This is a genomic window from Pseudomonas matsuisoli, assembly GCF_014647635.1.
Taxonomy (GTDB): domain Bacteria; phylum Pseudomonadota; class Gammaproteobacteria; order Pseudomonadales; family Pseudomonadaceae; genus Pseudomonas_P; species Pseudomonas_P matsuisoli.
Window position 1 is genome coordinate 246,314 of sequence record NZ_BMPO01000002.1, and the last position, 18,411, is coordinate 264,724.

The following is an 18,411-nucleotide window of genomic DNA, read 5'->3' on the forward strand; positions in this document are numbered from 1 at the left end:
CATGCTGACCGTCAACGATTTGCACAAACGCTACGGCGACCACGAAGTGATCAAGGGCGTGAGCCTGGACGCCAAGGCCGGTGACGTGATCAGCATCATCGGCTCAAGTGGGTCGGGCAAAAGCACCTTTCTGCGCTGCATCAACTTCCTCGAACGGCCCCACCAGGGCGAGATCGTGCTGGACGGCGAACGGCTTCTGACGACGAGAGACCGGCGCACCGGTGAACTGATGCCGAAGGATCGCGGCCAGCTGCAACGCATGCGCGGCAGGCTGTCCATGGTGTTCCAAAACTTCTGCCTGTGGTCGCACATGAGTGTGCTGGACAACGTGATGGAAGCGCCGATGCATGTGCATGGCCTGAGCCGGAGCGAGGCGCGTGAGCGGGGTGAGGCCAATCTGGCGAAAGTCGGTCTCGGTAAGGACGCCTTCGGCAAATACCCCGCGCACCTATCTGGAGGCCAGCAGCAGCGTGTCGCCATCGCTCGCGCGTTGTGCATGGAGCCGGACGTGATGCTGTTCGATGAACCCACCTCGGCGCTGGACCCGGAGCTCGTCGGCGAAGTACTCAAGGTGATGCAGACCCTGGCGGAAGAAGGCCGGACCATGATTGTCGTGACTCATGAAATGGGCTTCGCGCGCAACCTGTCTACCCAGACGCTGTTTCTCCATCAGGGCCTGATCGAGGAGCAGGGCTCCCCGGCAGACCTGTTCGATCGCCCGCGTAGCGAGCGTCTGCAGAAGTTTCTTTCCGGCCGTTTGAAGTGACGAAACCACAATGAGCATGAACGCGAAGAGCCCAACAGCGGGCAATCTGGATCGCATCGATGTCGCCATTCTGGATGTGCTCCGGCGTGAAGGGCGGATTACCTACCAGAAGCTGTCCGAACGCGTTCATTTGAGCCCACGCCCGTGCCTGGAGCGCGTGAAGAAACTAGAGCAGCGCGGTGTGATTCGTGGTTACAGCGCTATTGTCGATCAGCAACGGATTGCTCCAGGCCTGTCGCTATTGGTGTTGGTCGCACTTTCGAATCAAAGCGGTCGTGCGGCGCAGCGCGCGTTCGAAGCGCGCGTGCAGGTCTGCCCTGAGGTCATCGAGTGCCATCTGGTGAGCGGGGCGTTCGAGTACAGCCTGCGCATGCATTGTCGCGACATGAATCACTACCTACTGGTGACGGAAGAGTGGCTCAACGATGCCGAGTTGCACATCGACAAACTCGTCAGCCATCCCGAGCTCACACGGGTGAAGCCGGCGTACGGTTGAACGACGGATTACGCGCGCCGTTACACGCTTCCTATCAAAAAACGCTTCTTTTCTGCCTACAACAAACACAGTCATTACAGGAGTTACCATGAAAACTCGCTACAGAAATGTTGTCGCAGCGCTCGCTTTCACGCTGTCTGGAGCCGCGTTTGCCGCGCCTATCACAATCGCAACCGACGCCACGTTTCCCCCGTTCGAGTCGATCGATGCCAACGGCAAACTCGTTGGGTATGACGTCGAGCTGATGCAGGCCATTTGTGAAGAGGCCAAGCTCGACTGCAACATTATCGCCGCGGCCTGGGAAGGCATGATTCCCGGCCTGATCGCCCGCAAGTACGACGCGTTGATTTCCCAGCTCACCGTCACCGAAGCGCGCAAGAAGACCGTGGCGTTCAGCGACGTCTATCAAATTCCATCTTTCCGCTTCGTTGCGCGCAAGGATGCGGGGCTTACCCTTACCCCTGAAGGGCTGAAAGGAAAGGTGATCGCGGTCCAGACGGGCACCCCGATGGACGCGTACATCACCAAGAACTACACCGGGTCGACCATCAAGCGTTACTCCAGCGGCAGCGAGCCCTACCTCGAATTGCGCGCAGGCCGTGCGGACGTACACCTGAGCTACGAAGCACAGATCATCCACAGCTTCACCAGCCGCGACGAAGGCAAGGACTTCGAACTGGTTGGCCCGACGTTGACCGGTAAGGACGCGCCCGAGTTTGGCGAGGGCGTCGCGATCGCGGTGCGCAAGGCGAATACCGAACTGGTCGGCAAGATCAATGAAGGCCTCGCCGCCGTACGCGCCAATGGCCGTCAGGCTGCGCTCGACGCCAAATACTTCGGCGCAGAGTAAACCCGCATGCTGAGCGACTACATCACGACCGTCCTGGCTGCGGGTTGGGTCAGTCTGCAATTGGCCTTCGTGGCCCTCGTGCTAGCGGTAGTGCTGGGTCTGCTCGGTGCGCTGTGCAAGCTGTCCGGCAGCCGTGCGTTGCGCATCGTCGTGGGGATGTACACGACGCTGGTGCGAGGTGTACCTGACCTCGTGCTGATGCTGCTGGTCTTCTATAGCCTTCCGGCACTGCTGAACCAGGGGCTAGAGGCGATGGGGTCGGACCTGTTTATCGAGTTCAGCCCCTTTGCAGCAGGTTGCGCCACGTTGGGGATCATTTTCGGTGCCTATATGACCGAGACGTTCCGAGGCGCGCTGATCGGCGTGCCGCACGGTCAGGTCGAAGCCGCTCATGCCTATGGGCTGGGGCGCGTACACACGTTTCGACGGATCGTGCTGCCGCAGATGATCCGACTGGCGCTGCCCGGCTTCACTAACAACTGGCTGGTGCTGGTCAAGGCGACCGCGCTCGTCTCGTTGCTCGGGCTGCAGGACATTATGTTTCGTGCACGGGGTGCAGCGGAGGCGACAGGAAAACCGTTCACCTTCTACCTGATCGCAGGCGGTTTTTATCTCGCCATTACCCTGATTTCGTTGCTGGTGCTGATGTGGGTCGGTCGGCGTTACGCGGCCGGCCATAGGGAGCTGACACGATGAGCTGGGACGTTATCTACGAAAACCTTGGCCGCTATGCGGACGGCGCAGGGCTAACGCTCATGCTGACCGCACTCGCGTTGGGCATCTCGTTCTTCCTTTCGATTGGGCTTGCCCTGGCGCGCAACGCTACGCAGCCACTCGCACGGGGCGCGGTGTTCATCTACACGCTGGTGTTTCGTGGTACGCCCTTGTTGATCCAGTTGTTCCTCATCTACTACGGGCTGGCGCAGTTCGACCTGCTACGCCAGAGCTTTCTCTGGCCTTGGCTTTCAAGTCCGCTCATTTGCGTGCTGATTGCATTTGTCCTCAACACCACCGCATATACGACGGAGATCTTCGCGGGTGGCTTGCGCCATCTACCGCCGGGTGAAATCGAGGCGGCGCGGGCGTACGGCATGTCGTGGTGGACGCAGGTCAGACGCATCCTGCTGCCGGCGATGCTGACCCGCTCGCTTTCGCTGTATGGCAACGAGGCGATCATGATGCTGCACGCAACGTCACTCGCCAGCACGGTAACGCTGATGGAAATCACCGGCGTCGCGCGCAACATCACGCTCAACTACTACATCCAGTTCGAGCCGTATGTCACGGCCGCGCTGATCTATCTCGTCCTCACCTCCGTACTGGTGTGCGGCTTCCAGCTCGCTGAAAAGCGCTGGGGAGCCTATTTGCAGCCACGTCGGAGTTGAACCTTCTTTCCTTTCGAAGGCTTTCGGCCTCCTGTCGACGGCCCTGTATTTACTGCCTGCAAGAGAGCATCCGAACATGACTACACGCAATTTCGACCTGTTGGGCGTGCCATTCGATGGCGAATCCACCCTCGGCTGGCCCGGCTCGCGGTTCGCCCCCGCCCGCGTACGGGAAAGCGCCAAGTGGATCAACATGCGTATCCAGGATGGTCGCGTTTATTGCCTGGAAACCGACAGCTTCATGGAAGTCGGCGACAACCTGCTGACCGATCGCGGCGACGTGGCCGTCGTTCCGCATGACACACAGAAGACGTTCGCTGCGACCACCGCCGCCGTGCGTGAGTCCATCGAAGCCGGGCGCGTGCCGATCGTTATCGGCGGTGACGACAGCCTGTTGTTTCCGGTCGCCCGTGGGGTTCATGACGCGCTGCCGGGACGCATTGGTATCATCCACTTCGACGCTCACCTCGACCTGATGGATGAAAGCGTGAAGCAGGGGCGTTACAGCCAATCAAGTGGCATGCGCCGTGCGTTAGAGCTGGATCGTATTGGTGCCGATGATTGCATCCAGGTGTGCGAGCGACATTTCAACTTCCCAGCGTCCGGGCAGTTCAAGCACGACACCGGTTTGATACATATCTCGGCACGCGAAGCGCTACGTCTCGGGCCTCAGGCGACCGTGGAGCGCATCCTTGAGCGTGTGAAAGGTGCGGATCACCTGTACCTATCGTTCGATATCGACGCCATCGACCCATGCTATGCGCCTGGCGCAGGTGCACATGAGCCGGGCGGAATCAGCTCGGACGAAGCGCTGCAGATGGTCGAGATGCTCGCCCCGCATTGCGCCGCGATGGCGATTACCGAAGTGAACCCGACCACGGACGTAGGGAACATGACATCCACGCTGGCAGCCTATCTGGCGTTTACCTTCGCGGCGTACGGCGCTAAGGCCAAGCGCTGACAGTAGGGCGTATGTAGCCTGCGATATCTTGGGGAAATCCTGAAATTACGCGGGTTGCACCCGCCCTACGTTAGCCCGCTGTAGGGCTGGCCGGGCGGCGATCCGCTTCAGTCGCCGCTACTTAACTCGCAAGTTCCTGTAGTGCTGGCGGTGTTGCCCCTACTTTTCGGCAAAGGGCTTCTTTTTTCTCGATGATCGCGAGTACCTCGGTGATCGTTTCTTCCAGGTATCGGCCATTGCGGTAGTCGTCTCGCGCGCTTTCTCCGCGGTCGATGACTGACGTCGGTTGCTCGACGAACGTCCCTAGCAATTCATAGTTTTCATCCAGCACAAGCACCAATGGGATGGCGATACGCTCCAGCTGCAGACGGTCCTTCAGGTCGTGTTCCGCGCGGGCCTTGGAAATGATCGCCATGTCGATCCTGGGCTGCAGGCGATTCAAGGTCTTGAGCGCCGTGATGTTGAGCTGGCAATCCGGGCACCACAGCTCGCCCGCGATCAACAGGTGGTAACGGGCGTTTACCTGCTCCAATCGCTCGACGGTGGGGCAGGTGAGGTTCATGGAAAGCCGGCGTGAGAAGCGCTCGACGGCCTCTTTTTCCGTATCCAAACCACGGCAGACGAACGCCTCGAACGTATCGCCAATCTGGAACAGTGTTTCGTAAGACGCCATGGTGATTTCGCTCGCAGGTAGTGGTTTAGGTGCGAGCACTACATTTTTAGCCCGCTGGGCCTAAAGACCGCAGGATCGACTTGCCGTTCGCGGCCGGCGAGCGTTTTTTCCGATTTCGTGAGCGAATGGCGGGGCACGAGTGGCCCCGCGATTTGAAAATTACTCGACGCTGTCCAGACCCGTCGAACGAACGACTTCTTGTACGTCTGCAGAACCCAGGTATTTCAGTAGGGCCTTCGCCTTCTCGGGATGATCGGCAGTTTTGGGCACCGCACCGGCAAAACGGGTGACGGATTGCACCGAGTCGGGAAGCTTGCCAATGAAGGTCGCGCCTTTCTCCGGCATCAGCTCGCTTACCTGCTGGAAGCCGAGCGCGTATTTGCCGTTTGCCACGACCGATGCGACAGGCGTCTTCTCAATCTTGTGGGCCTTAGGACTAAGCTGGTCCTGAATACCGAGCCGTTTGAACAGTTCGTTTTCGACGTACACACCGCTCGCACTGTCGGAGTAGGCCACCGATTTCGCCTGTAGGAGTGTTTCGCGCAGGTTGTCTTCGGTGTCGATCTTCGGCTGCGGCTGCCCTTTGCGAACGACCGCGCCGATACGAGAATCCGCGAGTTCTACACGGCTGCCGGGTGTGATCTCACCTTGCTCGATGAGCTTGTCGAGCGCATAGCCGACCATGATCACGATGTCTGCATGTTCCCCACGTTCCAGTCGGTTGGGAATCGCATCCGGCGATTTACCCATCGATGGTCCGCGGATGGTCTTTACCGTGTCGCCATTCTTGCTGACGAACTCGGGGGCAAGTTCTTCGTACGCGGTGTGGAATCCACCGGAGATCATGACCTTTAACTCCTCCGCTTGCGCCAACGTAGCGAAGGAGAGGGCGACCAGCGCGGCGGCGAACGAGCGTGTGATGCGGGTGAGCATGCGGTTTTTCCTTGTTCTTATGGATGATCGATAGCGTCGTATACGCGCTAGAAAAAAGCATAGACGGGTAAACCTGGGAAGCGAGTAAGACGCGATCTGCGCCTAAACAGATTGTTCCTGCCGTGGCTCAATGGACTGGCCGCGCCAGGGACAGACCGTGCCAGATCACGTTGACTCCGCATTGCTGGGTGGCGTGCCGCGAAAAGCGTCCTTTTCCTCAATGCTGGAAAGTTTGACCGGCCTGCTTATGCGGGCGGATTCGTAGATCGCTTCCATGATTCGCTGATCCTGCAGGCCTTCCTCTCCAGGCGTGAACGGTCGCTGGTTTTTCACGACACACTCGGCGAAGTGGTCCATCTCGAGCGCGAATTGGTTTTTCTCGGTGGCGGCTATCTGCTCGATACCCGGCGCCAACACCGCATCGGTGCCTTCCGCCAGCTTGCTACGTTTGAGCTTCAGCCCCTTATAGGCAAAGGCGGGATCCATCTCGAGGTAACCCTTGTCACCGAGAATGCGATAGCGCTTGGAATTGAACGTGCTGTAGGACGACATGCATTGCGCGAGCACGCCGCTGGGGAAGCGCATATGCCAGAGGATGGTTTCCTCGACTTCGGTGAAGCGAGGGTCACTATCGTTCGTGTGGATCGTACCGAATACTTCGACCGGCTCTTCGCCCAAGAGATAGCGTGCAGTGTTCAGGCAATAGAGGCCGATGTCGGGCAATGCGCCGCCACCCGCGAGGGCCTTCTTGTGTCGCCATTGGTCGGTGTTTTGCGTCGATTGGTTCTGACAGTTGGCCATTTCCAACAGCTTAATTTGTCCCACTTCCTTACCACCGCGAACCCATTGCATGACTTGCCGGTTCATGGGTTCGTACTGGATGCGATACGCAATCATCAGCAGGCGTTGGGCATCGGCACACGCCGTGATCATCTCCTGGCATTCCTTGACGGAATTGGCCATCGGCTTTTCACACAACACGTGCTTGCCGGCGCTTGCGGCCCTGAGCGTGAACTCATGGTGCATGCTGTTTGGCAGCACGATGTACACCGCGTGGACGTTTGGGTTGTCGCGGATTGAATCGAAGGTTTCGTAGCTGTACAGCGAATCCTCCGGGACGCCGTACATGGCGGCCACACGGCGAGCCTTGTCGCCGTCGCCACTGACCAGCGCCGTCACCTTGCAGCGTTGGCTCTGTGCCATGGCCGGGAGGATTTCTTCCAGCGTCAGTCGGCCAATACCCACGACGGCAATTCCGACGCGTTGGTCCGGCCCGAGCTGCACGGGCATTTTGGTTTTATCCGTCTTGCCTTCCTGCATATGGGGCAGGGTGACTGGCTGAGGTAAGTCTGCGGCGGGTTGCGAGCTGCTGGCTTTGGTGGGAGCGGCTTGCGCAGTCGCTGATCGTGCTGCTCCGAGCATTCCCGCGGCCACTGCGGTGGTTCCGGCTTGCGCCATGAAGCGTCGGCGCCCGGGAAAAAACGTGTTGATCTTGCTCATGTAGGCCTCTCGTGAGTGTCTTGTTTTGAGAAGCGGAGGGTGGTGACCAAGTTCAGGTTAGAGGACAGGCGTTGTGCTTGGGCAGCACCAGGCTGGCGTAGATCGACACCATTTAAACGCCGAGGATGCCAGGGGCAGAAGATTAGCTTTCTGTGGGCGCGGGCCATGCGCACGATGATGGCTTCACACGCAACGTAGTTTGACCTGTCGTCCAGCATCGCGAGCATGGCTCGCTCCCACAGGTTGAATGGGGTGGGTTGGGGGCTATGGGAGATTTTTACCCTGCGATTCGTGCTGAAACGATGCTAGCAGGGCGGGTCGATGTCTACCCTGTGGGAGCGGGCCACGCCCGCGATGATGGCTTCACGTGCGATGTAGTTGAACCTGTCCAGTATCGCGAGCATGGCTTGCTCCTACAGGCAAAGGAACAGGCGTGCTATTTACTTGCCGCCAGGATTGCGCGTGCGACGTTCGATCCGTTTTGTCGGCCCAGCACGTCGCTGATGCGCTGACCTGCAGAAACGAGTCGCTCGAGATTCACGCCGGTTTCGATACCGAGCCCTTGCATCAGGTACAGCACGTCTTCTGTCGAGACATTGCCTGTTGCCCCCTTGGCATACGGGCAGCCGCCCAAGCCGGCAACGGATGCGTCGAATACGGTAATGCCTTCCAACAAGCTGGCGTAGACGTTGGCAAGCGCCTGCCCGTAGGTGTCGTGGAAATGGCCGGCGAGCCGGTCGCGTGGGACATCGCGTCCAACGATATCCAGCAGGCGTCGTGTCTTGCCTGCGGTTCCGACACCGATCGTGTCGCCCAGGGAAATTTCGTAGCAGCCCATGGCGTAGAGCTCGCGGGACACGTAGGCCACTTGCTCGGCGGCGATGTCCCCCTCATAGGGGCAGCCCAGCACGCAGGACACATAACCCCGGACACGGATGTCATGTTTCTGAGCGGTTTCGAACATGGGCACAAAGCGCTCCAGGCTCTCGGCGATGGAGCAGTTGATATTGCGTTGCGAGAAGCTCTCGGACGCGGCGGCGAAGACCGCAACTTCTTTGACGCCAGCGGCGATCGCGGCGTCGAGGCCCTTCATGTTGGGCGTCAATGCAGCGTAGGTGACCCCGGGCTTACGTGTGATACCCGCGAACACTTCGCTGCTGCCAGCCATTTGTGGCACCCATTTCGGTGACACGAAACTGCCGACTTCGATGTATTCCAGACCGCTGTTCGTGAGCTCGTCCACGAGCGCGACCTTGTGGGCGACATCGATCGGTTGTTTTTCGTTCTGCAAGCCGTCACGGGGGCCGACTTCGACAAGGCGGACTTTGGGAGGAAGGGGCATAAGGGCGGCTCCTGATGGGGTGTGGCTGGATTGAGGCTTTGTGTCGTGCGTTCGATTGCGTCGCGGGTGAACCCGCTCCTACAAAGATATTGCAGTCTCCTGTAGGGGCGACTTTAGTCGCCTTGGTGTCAGCAGGGCCGGTAGAAAGGGCCCCATACGCTCCTATGCAATCGCGACTAAAGTCGCCCCTACAGGGGAGCTGAAGTCGCCCATACGTGGAACGGGGATACAAGGGAAAGGGGGTCATGGGTCAACAGCGGCATCCTCGATCTCGACCAGTACCGTGCCTTCGTTCACCAAATCACCCTCGCGGCAGAAGAACGATTTCACGGTACCCGTCGAGGGCGCGCGGATGCTGTGCTCCATCTTCATGGCTTCGAGCACCAGAAGCGGTGTTCCGGCTTCGACGGTTGCGCCAGCTTCGACGAGTAGGCGGACGATACTGCCGTTCATGGGAGCGGTGAGACCGCCTTGATGTGCATGGGCGGACTCAGCAGCGGCGATCGGGTCTGCGCGTGTCACGGCAAGCCATTCGCCATTCCATTCGAGGTAGAGGGTATTGCCTTGGCGAATGGCGGGGACGGTTTTGTTAGGCCGGCCTCCACAGGACAGCGGAACGACGCGGACGTTGTGGGTTACGCCGCCGACGCTCAGGTTCAGGTCAAATACCGCCGGGCCGCCCGCGCGCCAGCCCGAGGTCATCGACCAAGGCGAGTGCGGATCATCGTGCCGAACGTGGGGCGGCTCGTTCTTGATGTAAGCCATGGCTGCGGCTTGCCAGAAGTCTTCGGACAGCTCCCCGCGTGACGGTAGCAAAACGTCCTTGTGACGCTCGATGAAGCCGGTATCCAGCAGGGCTTCAGCGAACGCAGAGTGGGCGAGGATGCGCTTTAGGAAGGCAAGGTTGGTGCGAAATCCACCCACGCGGGTTTCCCGCAGCATGGCCAGCAAACGCAGCCGTGCTTCCTCGCGGCTTTCTCCCCACGCAATCAACTTCGCCACCATGGGGTCATAGAACGGCGAGACGTCGTCTCCTTCTTGCACACCGCTGTCCACACGGCGTCCCGGCCCATCGACCGGTTCGCGGTAAAGGTCGAGATGACCGCTGGCAGGCAAGAATTCACCTTCCGGGTCTTCCGCGTAGAGGCGAACCTCAATGGCGTGGCCAGTCAGCGGCACTTGGGCTTGGGTGATCGGCAAGGCCTCACCGCGCGCGACGAGAATTTGCCAGGCCACCAGGTCCAGTCCGGTAATGGCTTCGGTCACCGGATGCTCGACCTGTAGGCGGGTATTCATTTCCATGAAGAAAAATTGGCCGCGTGCATCCAACAGAAACTCCACGGTACCGGCGCCGACATAGCCGATGGCTTGCGCCGCGCGGACCGCCGCTTCCCCCATGGCGCGCCTGAGCTCAACGGACAGACCTGGCGCAGGGGCCTCTTCGACGACTTTCTGATGGCGACGCTGAATCGAGCAGTCGCGCTCGTTCAAATAGAGGCAATTGCCGTGAGTGTCGGCGAAGATTTGGATCTCGATGTGGCGTGGCTTGAGGACATACTTCTCGACGAGCATTTGCGTATCGCCGAACGCCGCCTCCGCTTCTCGCTGCGCCGACGCCAAGGCATCACCCAGGTCGCGCTCGTGTTCGACCACTTTCATGCCTTTGCCGCCTCCGCCGGCGGCGGCTTTGAGCAGTACTGGATAACCAATGCGATCGGCCGCGTCGCGGAACGTGTCCAGATCCTGCGCTTCGCCGTGGTAACCCGGTACTAGCGGCACGCCGGCATCCTCCATCAGTGCTTTGGCGGCGGACTTGCTGCCCATTGCCCGGATAGCGCTTGCGGGCGCGCCGAGGAATATCAGGCCGGCGTGTTCCAGTGCTTCGGCGAACGCGGCATTTTCCGAAAGAAAGCCATAACCAGGGTGGACGGCATCGGCACCGGTCGCCTTGGCTGCTTCGGTCACGGCATTGATCCGCAGGTAGCTCTCGCTCGGCTTGGCGCCGCCAAGGTCGTAGGCGATATCCGCTTCGCGAACATGGCGGGCGTTGGCATCGATCGCGCTATGGACGGCTACCGTACGGATACCCAAGGCTTTTGCGGTGCGGATCACGCGGCAGGCGATTTCGCCGCGGTTGGCGATCAGTAGGGTTTCGATCGACTTCATCGTTATTGCTCCTGCCAGCACGGTGTGCGTTTTTCCAGAAACGCCTTCAGGCCTTCCTGACCTTCCTCGCTTACGCGAATACCGGCGATGACGCTTTCCGTTCGCTGCCGGAGCGCTTCGCTCAACACACCACTGCCGACGCCATGGAGCAGTGCCTTGGTGGCGCGCATTGCGTGCGGGCTATTGAGCAGAAACATGGCAGCCCATTCATCGACGGCCGCGTCAAGCGCGTCGGTGGGGTAGGCTTCGCAAAGCAGCCCCAGCTCACGGGCACGCTCTCCATTGAAGCGCTCGCCGCTCAACGCGTAGCGTCGCGCCGCACGTTCGCCTACCGCCTGCACGACGTAAGGGCTGATGACAGCGGGGACGAGGCCTATGCGTACTTCGGACAAGCTGAACACCGCATCAGGGGTGCCAATTGCCATGTCACAGCACGCAACCAGTCCAACGGCGCCGCCAAATGCTGCGCCCTGGACGACGGCCAGGGTCGGGCAGGGCAGGTGATAGAGGCATTCCATCAGCTCGCCCAATGCGTGGGCATCCTTGAGGTTGGCGGCGTAGTCCAGGTTTGCGGAGACCTGCATCCAGGCCAGGTCTGCGCCGGCGGAGAAGTGCTTGCCGTGACCGCGTAGGAGGAGGAGGCGGACTTTTTCGTTGGCTGCAACCACGGTGAGCGCTTCGATCAGTTCATTGATCATTTCGCCATTGAAGGCGTTGTTCTTGTCGGGCCTGTTCAGCCAGAGCGTGGCGATACCGGCGGGTGTAACGGCCAGTTCGAGCGTTGTATAGGTTGTCATTGTTGTTCTCCATGGTGGCTTCGACCGCCTTAGCCCCATTAGGGCGGGTGAAACCCGCATACGGTGTATCAGTCACAGTTGCGTTACCGCGGGTTGGCACCCGCCCTACGGGTCTTGCCGTAATACGCGACATCGTCACCCTTACATCCGAAACACGCCAAAGCGCGTCGGCTCAATGGGGGCGTTGAGCGCTGCCGAAATGGCTAAGCCCAAGGTATCCCGCGTCTGCGCGGGATCGATCACACCGTCATCCCACAATCGAGCGCTGGAGTAATAGGCGTGTGCCTGGCGCTCGTATTGCTCGACGATGGGTCGTTTCAGCGCATCCTCATCATCAGCGGAGAAGGATCGACCGGAACGTTCCGCCTGCTCGCGCTTGACCTGCACCAGCACACCTGCCGCCTGTTGCGCACCCATCACGCCGATCTTGGCGTTGGGCCACATCCACAGGAACCGCGGATCGTAAGCACGGCCGCACATCCCGTAGTTACCGGCGCCGAAGCTGCCGCCAATGATCACGGTGAACTTCGGCACGCGCGCGCAGGCGACTGCCGTGACCAGCTTGGCGCCATGTTTGGCGATGCCGCCTTCTTCGTATTTCTTGCCCACCATGAAGCCGGTGATGTTCTGCAGGAACACCAACGGAATGCCGCGCTGACAGGCCAACTCGATGAAGTGAGCGCCTTTCTGCGCGGCCTCGGCGAACAGAATGCCGTTGTTCGCAAGGATGGCGATCGGATAGCCATGCAAATGGGCGAAGCCACACACCAGGGTGGTGCCGAATAACGCCTTGAATTCGTCGAACGCCGAATCGTCCACCAGGCGGGCGATTACTTCGCGCACATCGAACGGCTGCTTGGGATCGACCGGGATGATGCTGTAGAGCTCCTCCGCGGAATAACGGGGGAGATGGGGCTCGCGGGATTCGATAGTTCCCAGCTTGCGCCAGTTGAGATTGGCAATACAGCGCCGGGCGATCGCCAGCGCATGCGCGTCGTTATCGGCATAGTGGTCGGCTACACCTGACGTCCGGCAATGAACGTCCGCGCCGCCCAATTCTTCGGCAGTGACCACTTCGCCCGTTGCGGCCTTTACCAGCGGCGGCCCGGCGAGAAAGATCGTGGCCTGGTCGCGCACCATGATGGTTTCGTCGCTCATCGCCGGTACGTAGGCACCACCAGCCGTGCACGAGCCCATGACGACGGCAATCTGCGGAATGCCCAGTGCACTCATGGTGGCCTGGTTGAAAAAGATGCGCCCGAAATGTTCCCGATCCGGAAAGACATCGTCCTGGCGTGGCAGGTTGGCGCCTCCGGAATCCACGAGGTAGATGCAGGGCAATCGGTTTTCGCGCGCGATGGCTTGCGCGCGCAGGTGCTTCTTCACTGTCAGCGGGTAATAGCTACCGCCTTTTACCGTCGCGTCGTTGGCGACGATCATGCATTCCACGCCTTCGACGCGCCCGATGCCGGCGATGACGCCGGCGGCAGGAACATCTTCGCCATACACCTCGTAGGCGGCGAGGGGGCTGATCTCGAGAAAGGGCGAACCGGGATCCAACAGCCCGTCTATGCGTCTACGCGGAAGAAGTTTGCCCCGCGAGGTATGGCGTTCCTGGGCCTTTGCACCGCCGCCTTGTTCAGTCTGCGCAAGCAGCGCACGCAGGTGTTCGACCTGAGCAAACAACGCGTCGTGATTCTTGCGGGCATCGTCGGCGCCAGGTGCAAGCGTTGACGTGAGGATGCTCATACCGGAACTCCTTGTGTACGGTTTTGCAGCAGGATCTTCCCGTCCGCCTCGGCGACCACTTGCCCGCGCTGGTTCGTACACCGTGCGGTCATCACAGCAATACCGCCGTTGTGCTGCGGCTTGTCGATTCGTTCGGTGATGGTCCAGGCGACGGTCAGCGTGTCGCCCGCAAGCACTGGAGAGAGAAACCGGCAGTTGTGTTCCAGGTAGGCCACCGCAGTACCGTAGAAAAACATACCCACCGAGGCGGAAATGGCGGCGCTGGTCATCGGGCCGTGGAGGATGCGCTGGCCGAAGCGTGAACTGGCGGCGAACGTGGCGTCGGAATGCAGCGGGTTGAAATCGCCGAACATGCCGCAGGCACGGCTGATATGCGATTCGTCGATGGTGAGCGTCTGGCCGAAGGTCTCGCCGACGGCGATTTCGTCGAAAGCCTTTCCTACGAAATTCATGCAGCAGTTTCCTTGTCGTGTTCGCGCTGGCGCAGTTCGCCCCGAATGATCTTGCCGGTGGCGGTCATGGGCAGTGCTTCGAGAAACTCGATCTCGCGCGGATATTCATGGGCCGCGAGGTGTGTGCGGACGTGGTTTTGCAATTCACTTATCAAGCCCGGACTCGGTGAATGACCGTCGGCCAGTACGATGCAGGCTTTGACGATTTCCGTACGGGTCGCATCTTTCTTGCCAATGGCGGCTGCAAGCTTCACCGCGGGATGGCGCAGCAGGCAGTCCTCGATGGGCGTCGGCCCGATGCGGTAGCCGGCACTGGTGATGACGTCGTCGTTGCGTCCGAGAAAATGGATGTAGCCGTCGGCATCGCGATAACCGCGGTCCCCGGTGACGAGCCAGCGGCCGACGTATTTTTCTGCGGTGGCGTCCGGCCGGTTCCAGTAGCAGAGCATCTGATTGAGATTTGGGGTCTCGACTGCGATGTCACCCGCATCACCAGCCGGCATCTCGTTGCCCTGATCGTCGATGATGCGCACGTTGTAGCCGGGCACGGATTGCCCGATGGCGCCGACCTTGTGTACGCCCTGACGGCTACAGGAAGACAGCACGATGTTGCATTCGGTTTGGCCGTAGAACTCGTTGATGGTTACCCCGAAGGTCTGTCGGCCCCAGTTCAACAGCTCACTTCCCAACGATTCACCCCCACTGGCAATCGTGCGCACGCTTAACAGCCAGCGGGTTTCGGGAGAAGGCACCTGGCGCAGCAGTTTTAGCGCGGTCGGCGGGAGGAAGAGGTTGCGGATGCCCAGTTCCTCGATCAAGGCGAACGCCGCCTCCGGTTCGAACTTCTCGGCGCGATGGGCAACGACAGGCACGCCCAGATATAGGCTGGGCAAAAGAACGTCCAGCAGCCCTCCAATCCAGGCCCAATCGGCAGGCGTCCAGATCAGGTCTCCGGCTTGCGGCAGCCCCTCGTGAGATACGCTGACGCCAGGGACGTGACCCAGCAGAACGCGATGGGCGTGCAATGCGCCCTTGGGATGGCCGGTCGTCCCGGAGGTATAGATGATCACCGCAGGGTCTTCAGCGACGCTGTGGCGAGTCTCGAACCTGTCAGAAGCGACCGCGGTCTCGGCGTGATAGTCCAGCACCCGGCTATCGTCGCTCCTACCCGCTGTGCAGAAGCAAACCTTCATGTCGGGAAGTTCACCCCAGATGGCCGCCAGTTTGTCACGGCCTGTGCCATCGGTGATCAACGCGCTCATGGCGCAATCGCGGGCGCGATGGCGGATCGCATCGAGGCCAAACAGCACGAACAAGGGCACTGCGATCGCGCCGAGTTTGTAGAGGGCGATGTGTGCGAATGCAGCTTCCAAGCGTTGCGGCAGCATGATGCCGACTCGATCCCCTGGCCGTATTCCACTGGCGGCGAGTGCGTTGGCAAGGCGGTTCGCGCTCGCTTGCAGCTGGCGATAGGTGCACTGTGTCACGCTGCCATCGCTGTTCTTCTGGAGCAGCGCGACCCGGTCCGGCTCGCGCTCTGCCCAGCGGTCACAGCAGGCGTCGGCGATATTGAAGAAGGCTTCGGGTGCCGGCGATTCGAGAGAGAACGTCAGGTTCATTGTCGTTATTCCTGCCTGTCGAGCGGCGTTAGAAGGCACCGAACAGCGTTCCCAGCACTACGGCAAGCACCGTGACCAGGAGCGGAACGCCAACAGTCATCGCCAGGATCGGTGGATAGGATTGCCGATGGGTCAGTCCGCAAATGGCCAGGAGCGTGACAACCGCGCCCGAATGCGGCAGCGTGTCCAAACCGCCAGCGGCGATGACGGCGACGCGGTGTAGGAGCTCGGGAGCGATGCCTGCGGCTTCAGTCATGCGCAAGTAGTCTTCACCCAAGGTACGGAACGCGATGCTCAGGCCGCCAGACGATGACCCGGTGATGCCGGACAAGACGTTCATCGTCAGCACCACCGATATCAATGGGTTGTCCGGTGACAGGTTCATGAGCGCATGGCGGATCGCGGCGAAGCCGGCGAGGCTTGCGATGATCGCGCCGTACGCGACCTCCGAGGCCGTGTTGAGGACTGGCAGGAAGCTGCCGAACACGCCTTTGTTCACGCTGTCCTTGAGGCTCGTCCAACGTTTCCAGTGCAGCAGGATGGTCGCGACGATGGCGATGAGTAGCGCCAGGATCACAGACCACAAGCCAATGACAGCCGTCGGCGTGGTCTTGCCGAAACGCTCCTCGCCGAGATAGCTCAAGTCCATGCCAGGCAGTACCACATAGCTGAACAACGCATTCAGGCCGATGACCAGCACCACGGGCAGGATCGAAGGCAGGAACGCGGGGTTCTGCTCGTCAGGCGTACCAGCCACGAGATTGCGCTCATCATGCTCGCCGTAGCCTTCACCGGCCGCCATTGCCTTCGATGCCCAACGCTGCAGTAGATAGGTACCGAAAGCGAGCATGACCAATCCGCAGACGATGCCCAGGCCCGGCGCTGCAAATGTTGTCGTTCCAAGGTAAGGCGTTGGAATGGCGTTCTGGATCGATGGCGCGCCAGGCAAAGCCGTCATGGTGAACGTGAACGAGCCCAATGCGATGGCACCCGGCATGTAGCGTTTGGGCGTATTGCTTTCGCGGAACAGGACGGCGCCAATGGGATAGACCGCAAACGCCACGACGAACAGCGACACTCCGCCGTAGGTGAGAATCCCGCATGCCAGCACGACGGTCAGGATGGCATGCCGTGGGCCCAGGGCGCGCATGAGCTTCTGCGCGATGGTGCGGGCAGCGCCCGAGTCAGAAATCAACTGGCCGAACAACGAGCCAAGGATGAACAGCGGGAAGAACTTGATCAGATAGCCGCCCAGCTCCTTCATGAAGATCTGCGTGTAGGTCGGCAACATGTACAGCGCCTCGCCGCTGAGCAGCAGGGCGAGGCTCGCCATGAGCGGCGCGAGTACGAGTACGGTAATGCCGCGGTAGGCCAGATACATCAACAGCCCGAGTGAGATCAGGATCGCCAGTGAGTCCATGAGTTTTGCTCTTGTTATGTATGGATATCGCGTTGGAGGCCGGCCTGACGGCGCGCCGCACCTCATGCATCTGTCAACGAACGCCTACGTCTTTAGGGTCGCCCCTTAGGCGGTTTCGTTGAACAGTTCCCGCCCGATCAGCATTCGGCGGATCTCGCTGGTACCGGCACCGATTTCGTACAGCTTGGCATCACGCCAGAAGCGCCCGGTCGGGAATTCATTGATGTAGCCATTGCCACCAAGGATCTGAATAGCCTCGCCGGCGAGCCACGTCGCCTTTTCGGCGGTGTAGAGGATCACACCCGCACAGTCCTTGCGCACGGCTCGGCTATGGCCATGGCCGAGCGCATCCAGGTGCTTGCCGACGGCATAGAGATACGCGCGGCAGGCTTGCAGGGTGGTGTACATGTCAGCGACCTTGCCCTGGATGAGCTGGAATTCGCCGATGCTTTGGCCGAACTGTTTGCGGTCGTGGATGTAAGGCACTACGACGTCCATTGCCGCTTGCATCAATCCCAGCGGACCACCGCTGAGCACGGCGCGTTCGTAATCCAGACCACTCATGAGCACCCGGGCGCCTTCGCCCACCGTACCGAGCACGTTCTCTGCTGGAATCTCGACATCTTGGAACACCAGCTCGCCGGTGTGCGAGCCGCGCATGCCAAGCTTGTCGAGCTTTTGCGCAACGGAGAATCCGGGCGTGCTTTTTTCCATGATGAACGCCGTCATGCCCCTGGCTCCGGCGCTCGGGTCGGTTTTGGCGTAAACGACGAGCACGTCGCAGTCCGGACCATTGGTGATCCACATCTTGGTCCCGTTGAGCACGTAGCGGTCGCCTTTCTTATCCGCGCGCAGCTTCATGCTCACCACGTCGGAACCGGCGTTGGGCTCGCTCATCGCCAGCGCGCCGATGTGCTCGCCAAAGACGAGTTTCGGCAGGAAGCGATCTTTTTGGGTGTCGGTACCGTTGCGATGGATTTGGTTGACGCACAGGTTGGAGTGCGCACCGTAGGAGAGGGCAATGCCGCCCGATGCGCGGGAGATCTCCTCCATGGCGATCATGTGCGCGAGGTAGCCCATTCCCGAACCGCCATAACGCTCGTCGACGGTCAGCCCCAGCAGCCCCATGTCACCGAATTTACGCCACAGATCCATCGGGAACTGATCGGTACGGTCCGCTTCCGCGGCGCGCGGTGCAATCTCCTTGGCAGCGAAGCCGGCTACGGCGTCGCGCAGCATTTCGATTTCTTCACCTAGCTGGAAATCAAGGCCGGGTAGGGCAGCAATACTCATTTAACGGCG

General features: G+C 60.4%; 17 protein-coding genes. 6 read left to right on the forward strand and 11 right to left on the reverse strand.

Annotated elements, in window-relative coordinates; genetic code table 11:
* Nucleotide 1: 1 nt before the first annotated feature.
* From IEY47_RS04670 to IEY47_RS04695, 6 genes are all read left to right on the forward strand, one after another.
* The gene (locus IEY47_RS04670) at nt 2-766 is read left to right on the forward strand and encodes an ABC transporter ATP-binding protein (RefSeq protein WP_188981996.1); all 765 of its coding nucleotides are present in this window, start codon (nt 2-4) and stop codon (nt 764-766) included.
* Between the two features lie 16 nt (nt 767-782).
* Nucleotides 783-1,262: an Lrp/AsnC family transcriptional regulator gene (locus IEY47_RS04675; protein ID WP_188982313.1), complete on the forward strand. Its 480-nt coding sequence runs from the start codon at nt 783-785 to the stop codon at nt 1,260-1,262.
* A gap of 88 nt (nt 1,263-1,350) precedes the next feature.
* Nucleotides 1,351-2,112: a transporter substrate-binding domain-containing protein gene (locus IEY47_RS04680; RefSeq protein ID WP_188981997.1), complete on the forward strand. Its 762-nt coding sequence runs from the start codon at nt 1,351-1,353 to the stop codon at nt 2,110-2,112.
* 6 nt (nt 2,113-2,118) lie between these two features.
* Entirely contained in the window at nt 2,119-2,808 is a 690-nt protein-coding gene (locus IEY47_RS04685) for an ABC transporter permease (RefSeq protein ID WP_188981998.1), read from the forward strand.
* On the forward strand, nt 2,805-3,497 hold the full coding sequence (locus tag IEY47_RS04690; protein ID WP_188981999.1) for an ABC transporter permease: 693 nt from the start codon (nt 2,805-2,807) through the stop codon (nt 3,495-3,497). Before IEY47_RS04685 ends, IEY47_RS04690 begins: the two co-directional genes overlap by 4 nt.
* A 76-nt stretch (nt 3,498-3,573) precedes the next feature.
* Nucleotides 3,574-4,458 carry an arginase family protein gene (locus IEY47_RS04695; RefSeq protein ID WP_188982000.1) on the forward strand — a complete coding sequence of 295 codons (885 nt, stop codon included), beginning with the start codon at nt 3,574-3,576 and terminating at the stop codon, nt 4,456-4,458.
* Nucleotides 4,459-4,579: 121 nt separating this feature from the next.
* Here the strand turns inward: IEY47_RS04695 and IEY47_RS04700 are convergent, their stop codons facing one another.
* From IEY47_RS04700 to IEY47_RS04750, 11 genes are all read right to left on the reverse strand, one after another.
* A complete protein-coding gene (locus IEY47_RS04700; RefSeq protein ID WP_188982001.1) occupies nt 4,580-5,131 on the reverse strand; it encodes a thioredoxin family protein in 552 nt (183 codons plus the stop codon).
* A 159-nt stretch (nt 5,132-5,290) separates the two neighbouring features.
* Nucleotides 5,291-6,064 carry a substrate-binding domain-containing protein gene (locus tag IEY47_RS04705; protein ID WP_188982002.1) on the reverse strand — a complete coding sequence of 258 codons (774 nt, stop codon included), beginning with the start codon at nt 6,062-6,064 and terminating at the stop codon, nt 5,291-5,293.
* 165 nt (nt 6,065-6,229) lie between these two features.
* Nucleotides 6,230-7,564, reverse strand: a complete 1,335-nt coding sequence (locus tag IEY47_RS04710) for a Gfo/Idh/MocA family protein (protein ID WP_188982003.1) — start codon at nt 7,562-7,564, stop codon at nt 6,230-6,232.
* 436 nt (nt 7,565-8,000) lie between these two features.
* The gene (locus IEY47_RS04715; RefSeq protein WP_188982004.1) at nt 8,001-8,906 is read right to left on the reverse strand and encodes a hydroxymethylglutaryl-CoA lyase; all 906 of its coding nucleotides are present in this window, start codon (nt 8,904-8,906) and stop codon (nt 8,001-8,003) included.
* 243 nt (nt 8,907-9,149) lie between these two features.
* Nucleotides 9,150-11,072, reverse strand: coding sequence for an acetyl/propionyl/methylcrotonyl-CoA carboxylase subunit alpha (locus IEY47_RS04720; RefSeq protein WP_188982005.1), 1,923 nt, complete (start codon nt 11,070-11,072; stop codon nt 9,150-9,152).
* Between the two features lie 2 nt (nt 11,073-11,074).
* Nucleotides 11,075-11,869, reverse strand: coding sequence for a gamma-carboxygeranoyl-CoA hydratase (locus IEY47_RS04725; RefSeq protein WP_188982006.1), 795 nt, complete (start codon nt 11,867-11,869; stop codon nt 11,075-11,077).
* Between the two features lie 141 nt (nt 11,870-12,010).
* Entirely contained in the window at nt 12,011-13,618 is a 1,608-nt protein-coding gene (locus IEY47_RS04730) for a carboxyl transferase domain-containing protein (protein WP_188982007.1), read from the reverse strand.
* A complete protein-coding gene (locus IEY47_RS04735; protein WP_188982008.1) occupies nt 13,615-14,070 on the reverse strand; it encodes a MaoC family dehydratase in 456 nt (151 codons plus the stop codon). Before IEY47_RS04735 ends, IEY47_RS04730 begins: the two co-directional genes overlap by 4 nt.
* Nucleotides 14,067-15,689 carry an AMP-binding protein gene (locus IEY47_RS04740; protein ID WP_188982009.1) on the reverse strand — a complete coding sequence of 541 codons (1,623 nt, stop codon included), beginning with the start codon at nt 15,687-15,689 and terminating at the stop codon, nt 14,067-14,069. Before IEY47_RS04740 ends, IEY47_RS04735 begins: the two co-directional genes overlap by 4 nt.
* Before the next feature lie 28 nt (nt 15,690-15,717).
* Nucleotides 15,718-17,109, reverse strand: coding sequence for a GntP family permease (locus IEY47_RS04745; protein ID WP_188982010.1), 1,392 nt, complete (start codon nt 17,107-17,109; stop codon nt 15,718-15,720).
* 105 nt (nt 17,110-17,214) lie between these two features.
* Nucleotides 17,215-18,402: an isovaleryl-CoA dehydrogenase gene (locus tag IEY47_RS04750; RefSeq protein ID WP_188982011.1), complete on the reverse strand. Its 1,188-nt coding sequence runs from the start codon at nt 18,400-18,402 to the stop codon at nt 17,215-17,217.
* Nucleotides 18,403-18,411: the final 9 nt, after the last annotated feature.

Coding starts and splice junctions, on each gene's coding strand:
- IEY47_RS04670 (WP_188981996.1), top strand. CDS start 2: ATGCTGACCGTCAACGATTTGCACAAACGCTACGGCGACCACGAAGTG.
- IEY47_RS04675 (WP_188982313.1), top strand. CDS start 783: ATGAACGCGAAGAGCCCAACAGCGGGCAATCTGGATCGCATCGATGTC.
- IEY47_RS04680 (WP_188981997.1), top strand. CDS start 1,351: ATGAAAACTCGCTACAGAAATGTTGTCGCAGCGCTCGCTTTCACGCTG.
- IEY47_RS04685 (WP_188981998.1), top strand. CDS start 2,119: ATGCTGAGCGACTACATCACGACCGTCCTGGCTGCGGGTTGGGTCAGT.
- IEY47_RS04690 (WP_188981999.1), top strand. CDS start 2,805: ATGAGCTGGGACGTTATCTACGAAAACCTTGGCCGCTATGCGGACGGC.
- IEY47_RS04695 (WP_188982000.1), top strand. CDS start 3,574: ATGACTACACGCAATTTCGACCTGTTGGGCGTGCCATTCGATGGCGAA.
- IEY47_RS04700 (WP_188982001.1), bottom strand. CDS start 5,131: ATGGCGTCTTACGAAACACTGTTCCAGATTGGCGATACGTTCGAGGCG.
- IEY47_RS04705 (WP_188982002.1), bottom strand. CDS start 6,064: ATGCTCACCCGCATCACACGCTCGTTCGCCGCCGCGCTGGTCGCCCTC.
- IEY47_RS04710 (WP_188982003.1), bottom strand. CDS start 7,564: ATGAGCAAGATCAACACGTTTTTTCCCGGGCGCCGACGCTTCATGGCG.
- IEY47_RS04715 (WP_188982004.1), bottom strand. CDS start 8,906: ATGCCCCTTCCTCCCAAAGTCCGCCTTGTCGAAGTCGGCCCCCGTGAC.
- IEY47_RS04720 (WP_188982005.1), bottom strand. CDS start 11,072: ATGAAGTCGATCGAAACCCTACTGATCGCCAACCGCGGCGAAATCGCC.
- IEY47_RS04725 (WP_188982006.1), bottom strand. CDS start 11,869: ATGACAACCTATACAACGCTCGAACTGGCCGTTACACCCGCCGGTATC.
- IEY47_RS04730 (WP_188982007.1), bottom strand. CDS start 13,618: ATGAGCATCCTCACGTCAACGCTTGCACCTGGCGCCGACGATGCCCGC.
- IEY47_RS04735 (WP_188982008.1), bottom strand. CDS start 14,070: ATGAATTTCGTAGGAAAGGCTTTCGACGAAATCGCCGTCGGCGAGACC.
- IEY47_RS04740 (WP_188982009.1), bottom strand. CDS start 15,689: ATGAACCTGACGTTCTCTCTCGAATCGCCGGCACCCGAAGCCTTCTTC.
- IEY47_RS04745 (WP_188982010.1), bottom strand. CDS start 17,109: ATGGACTCACTGGCGATCCTGATCTCACTCGGGCTGTTGATGTATCTG.
- IEY47_RS04750 (WP_188982011.1), bottom strand. CDS start 18,402: ATGAGTATTGCTGCCCTACCCGGCCTTGATTTCCAGCTAGGTGAAGAA.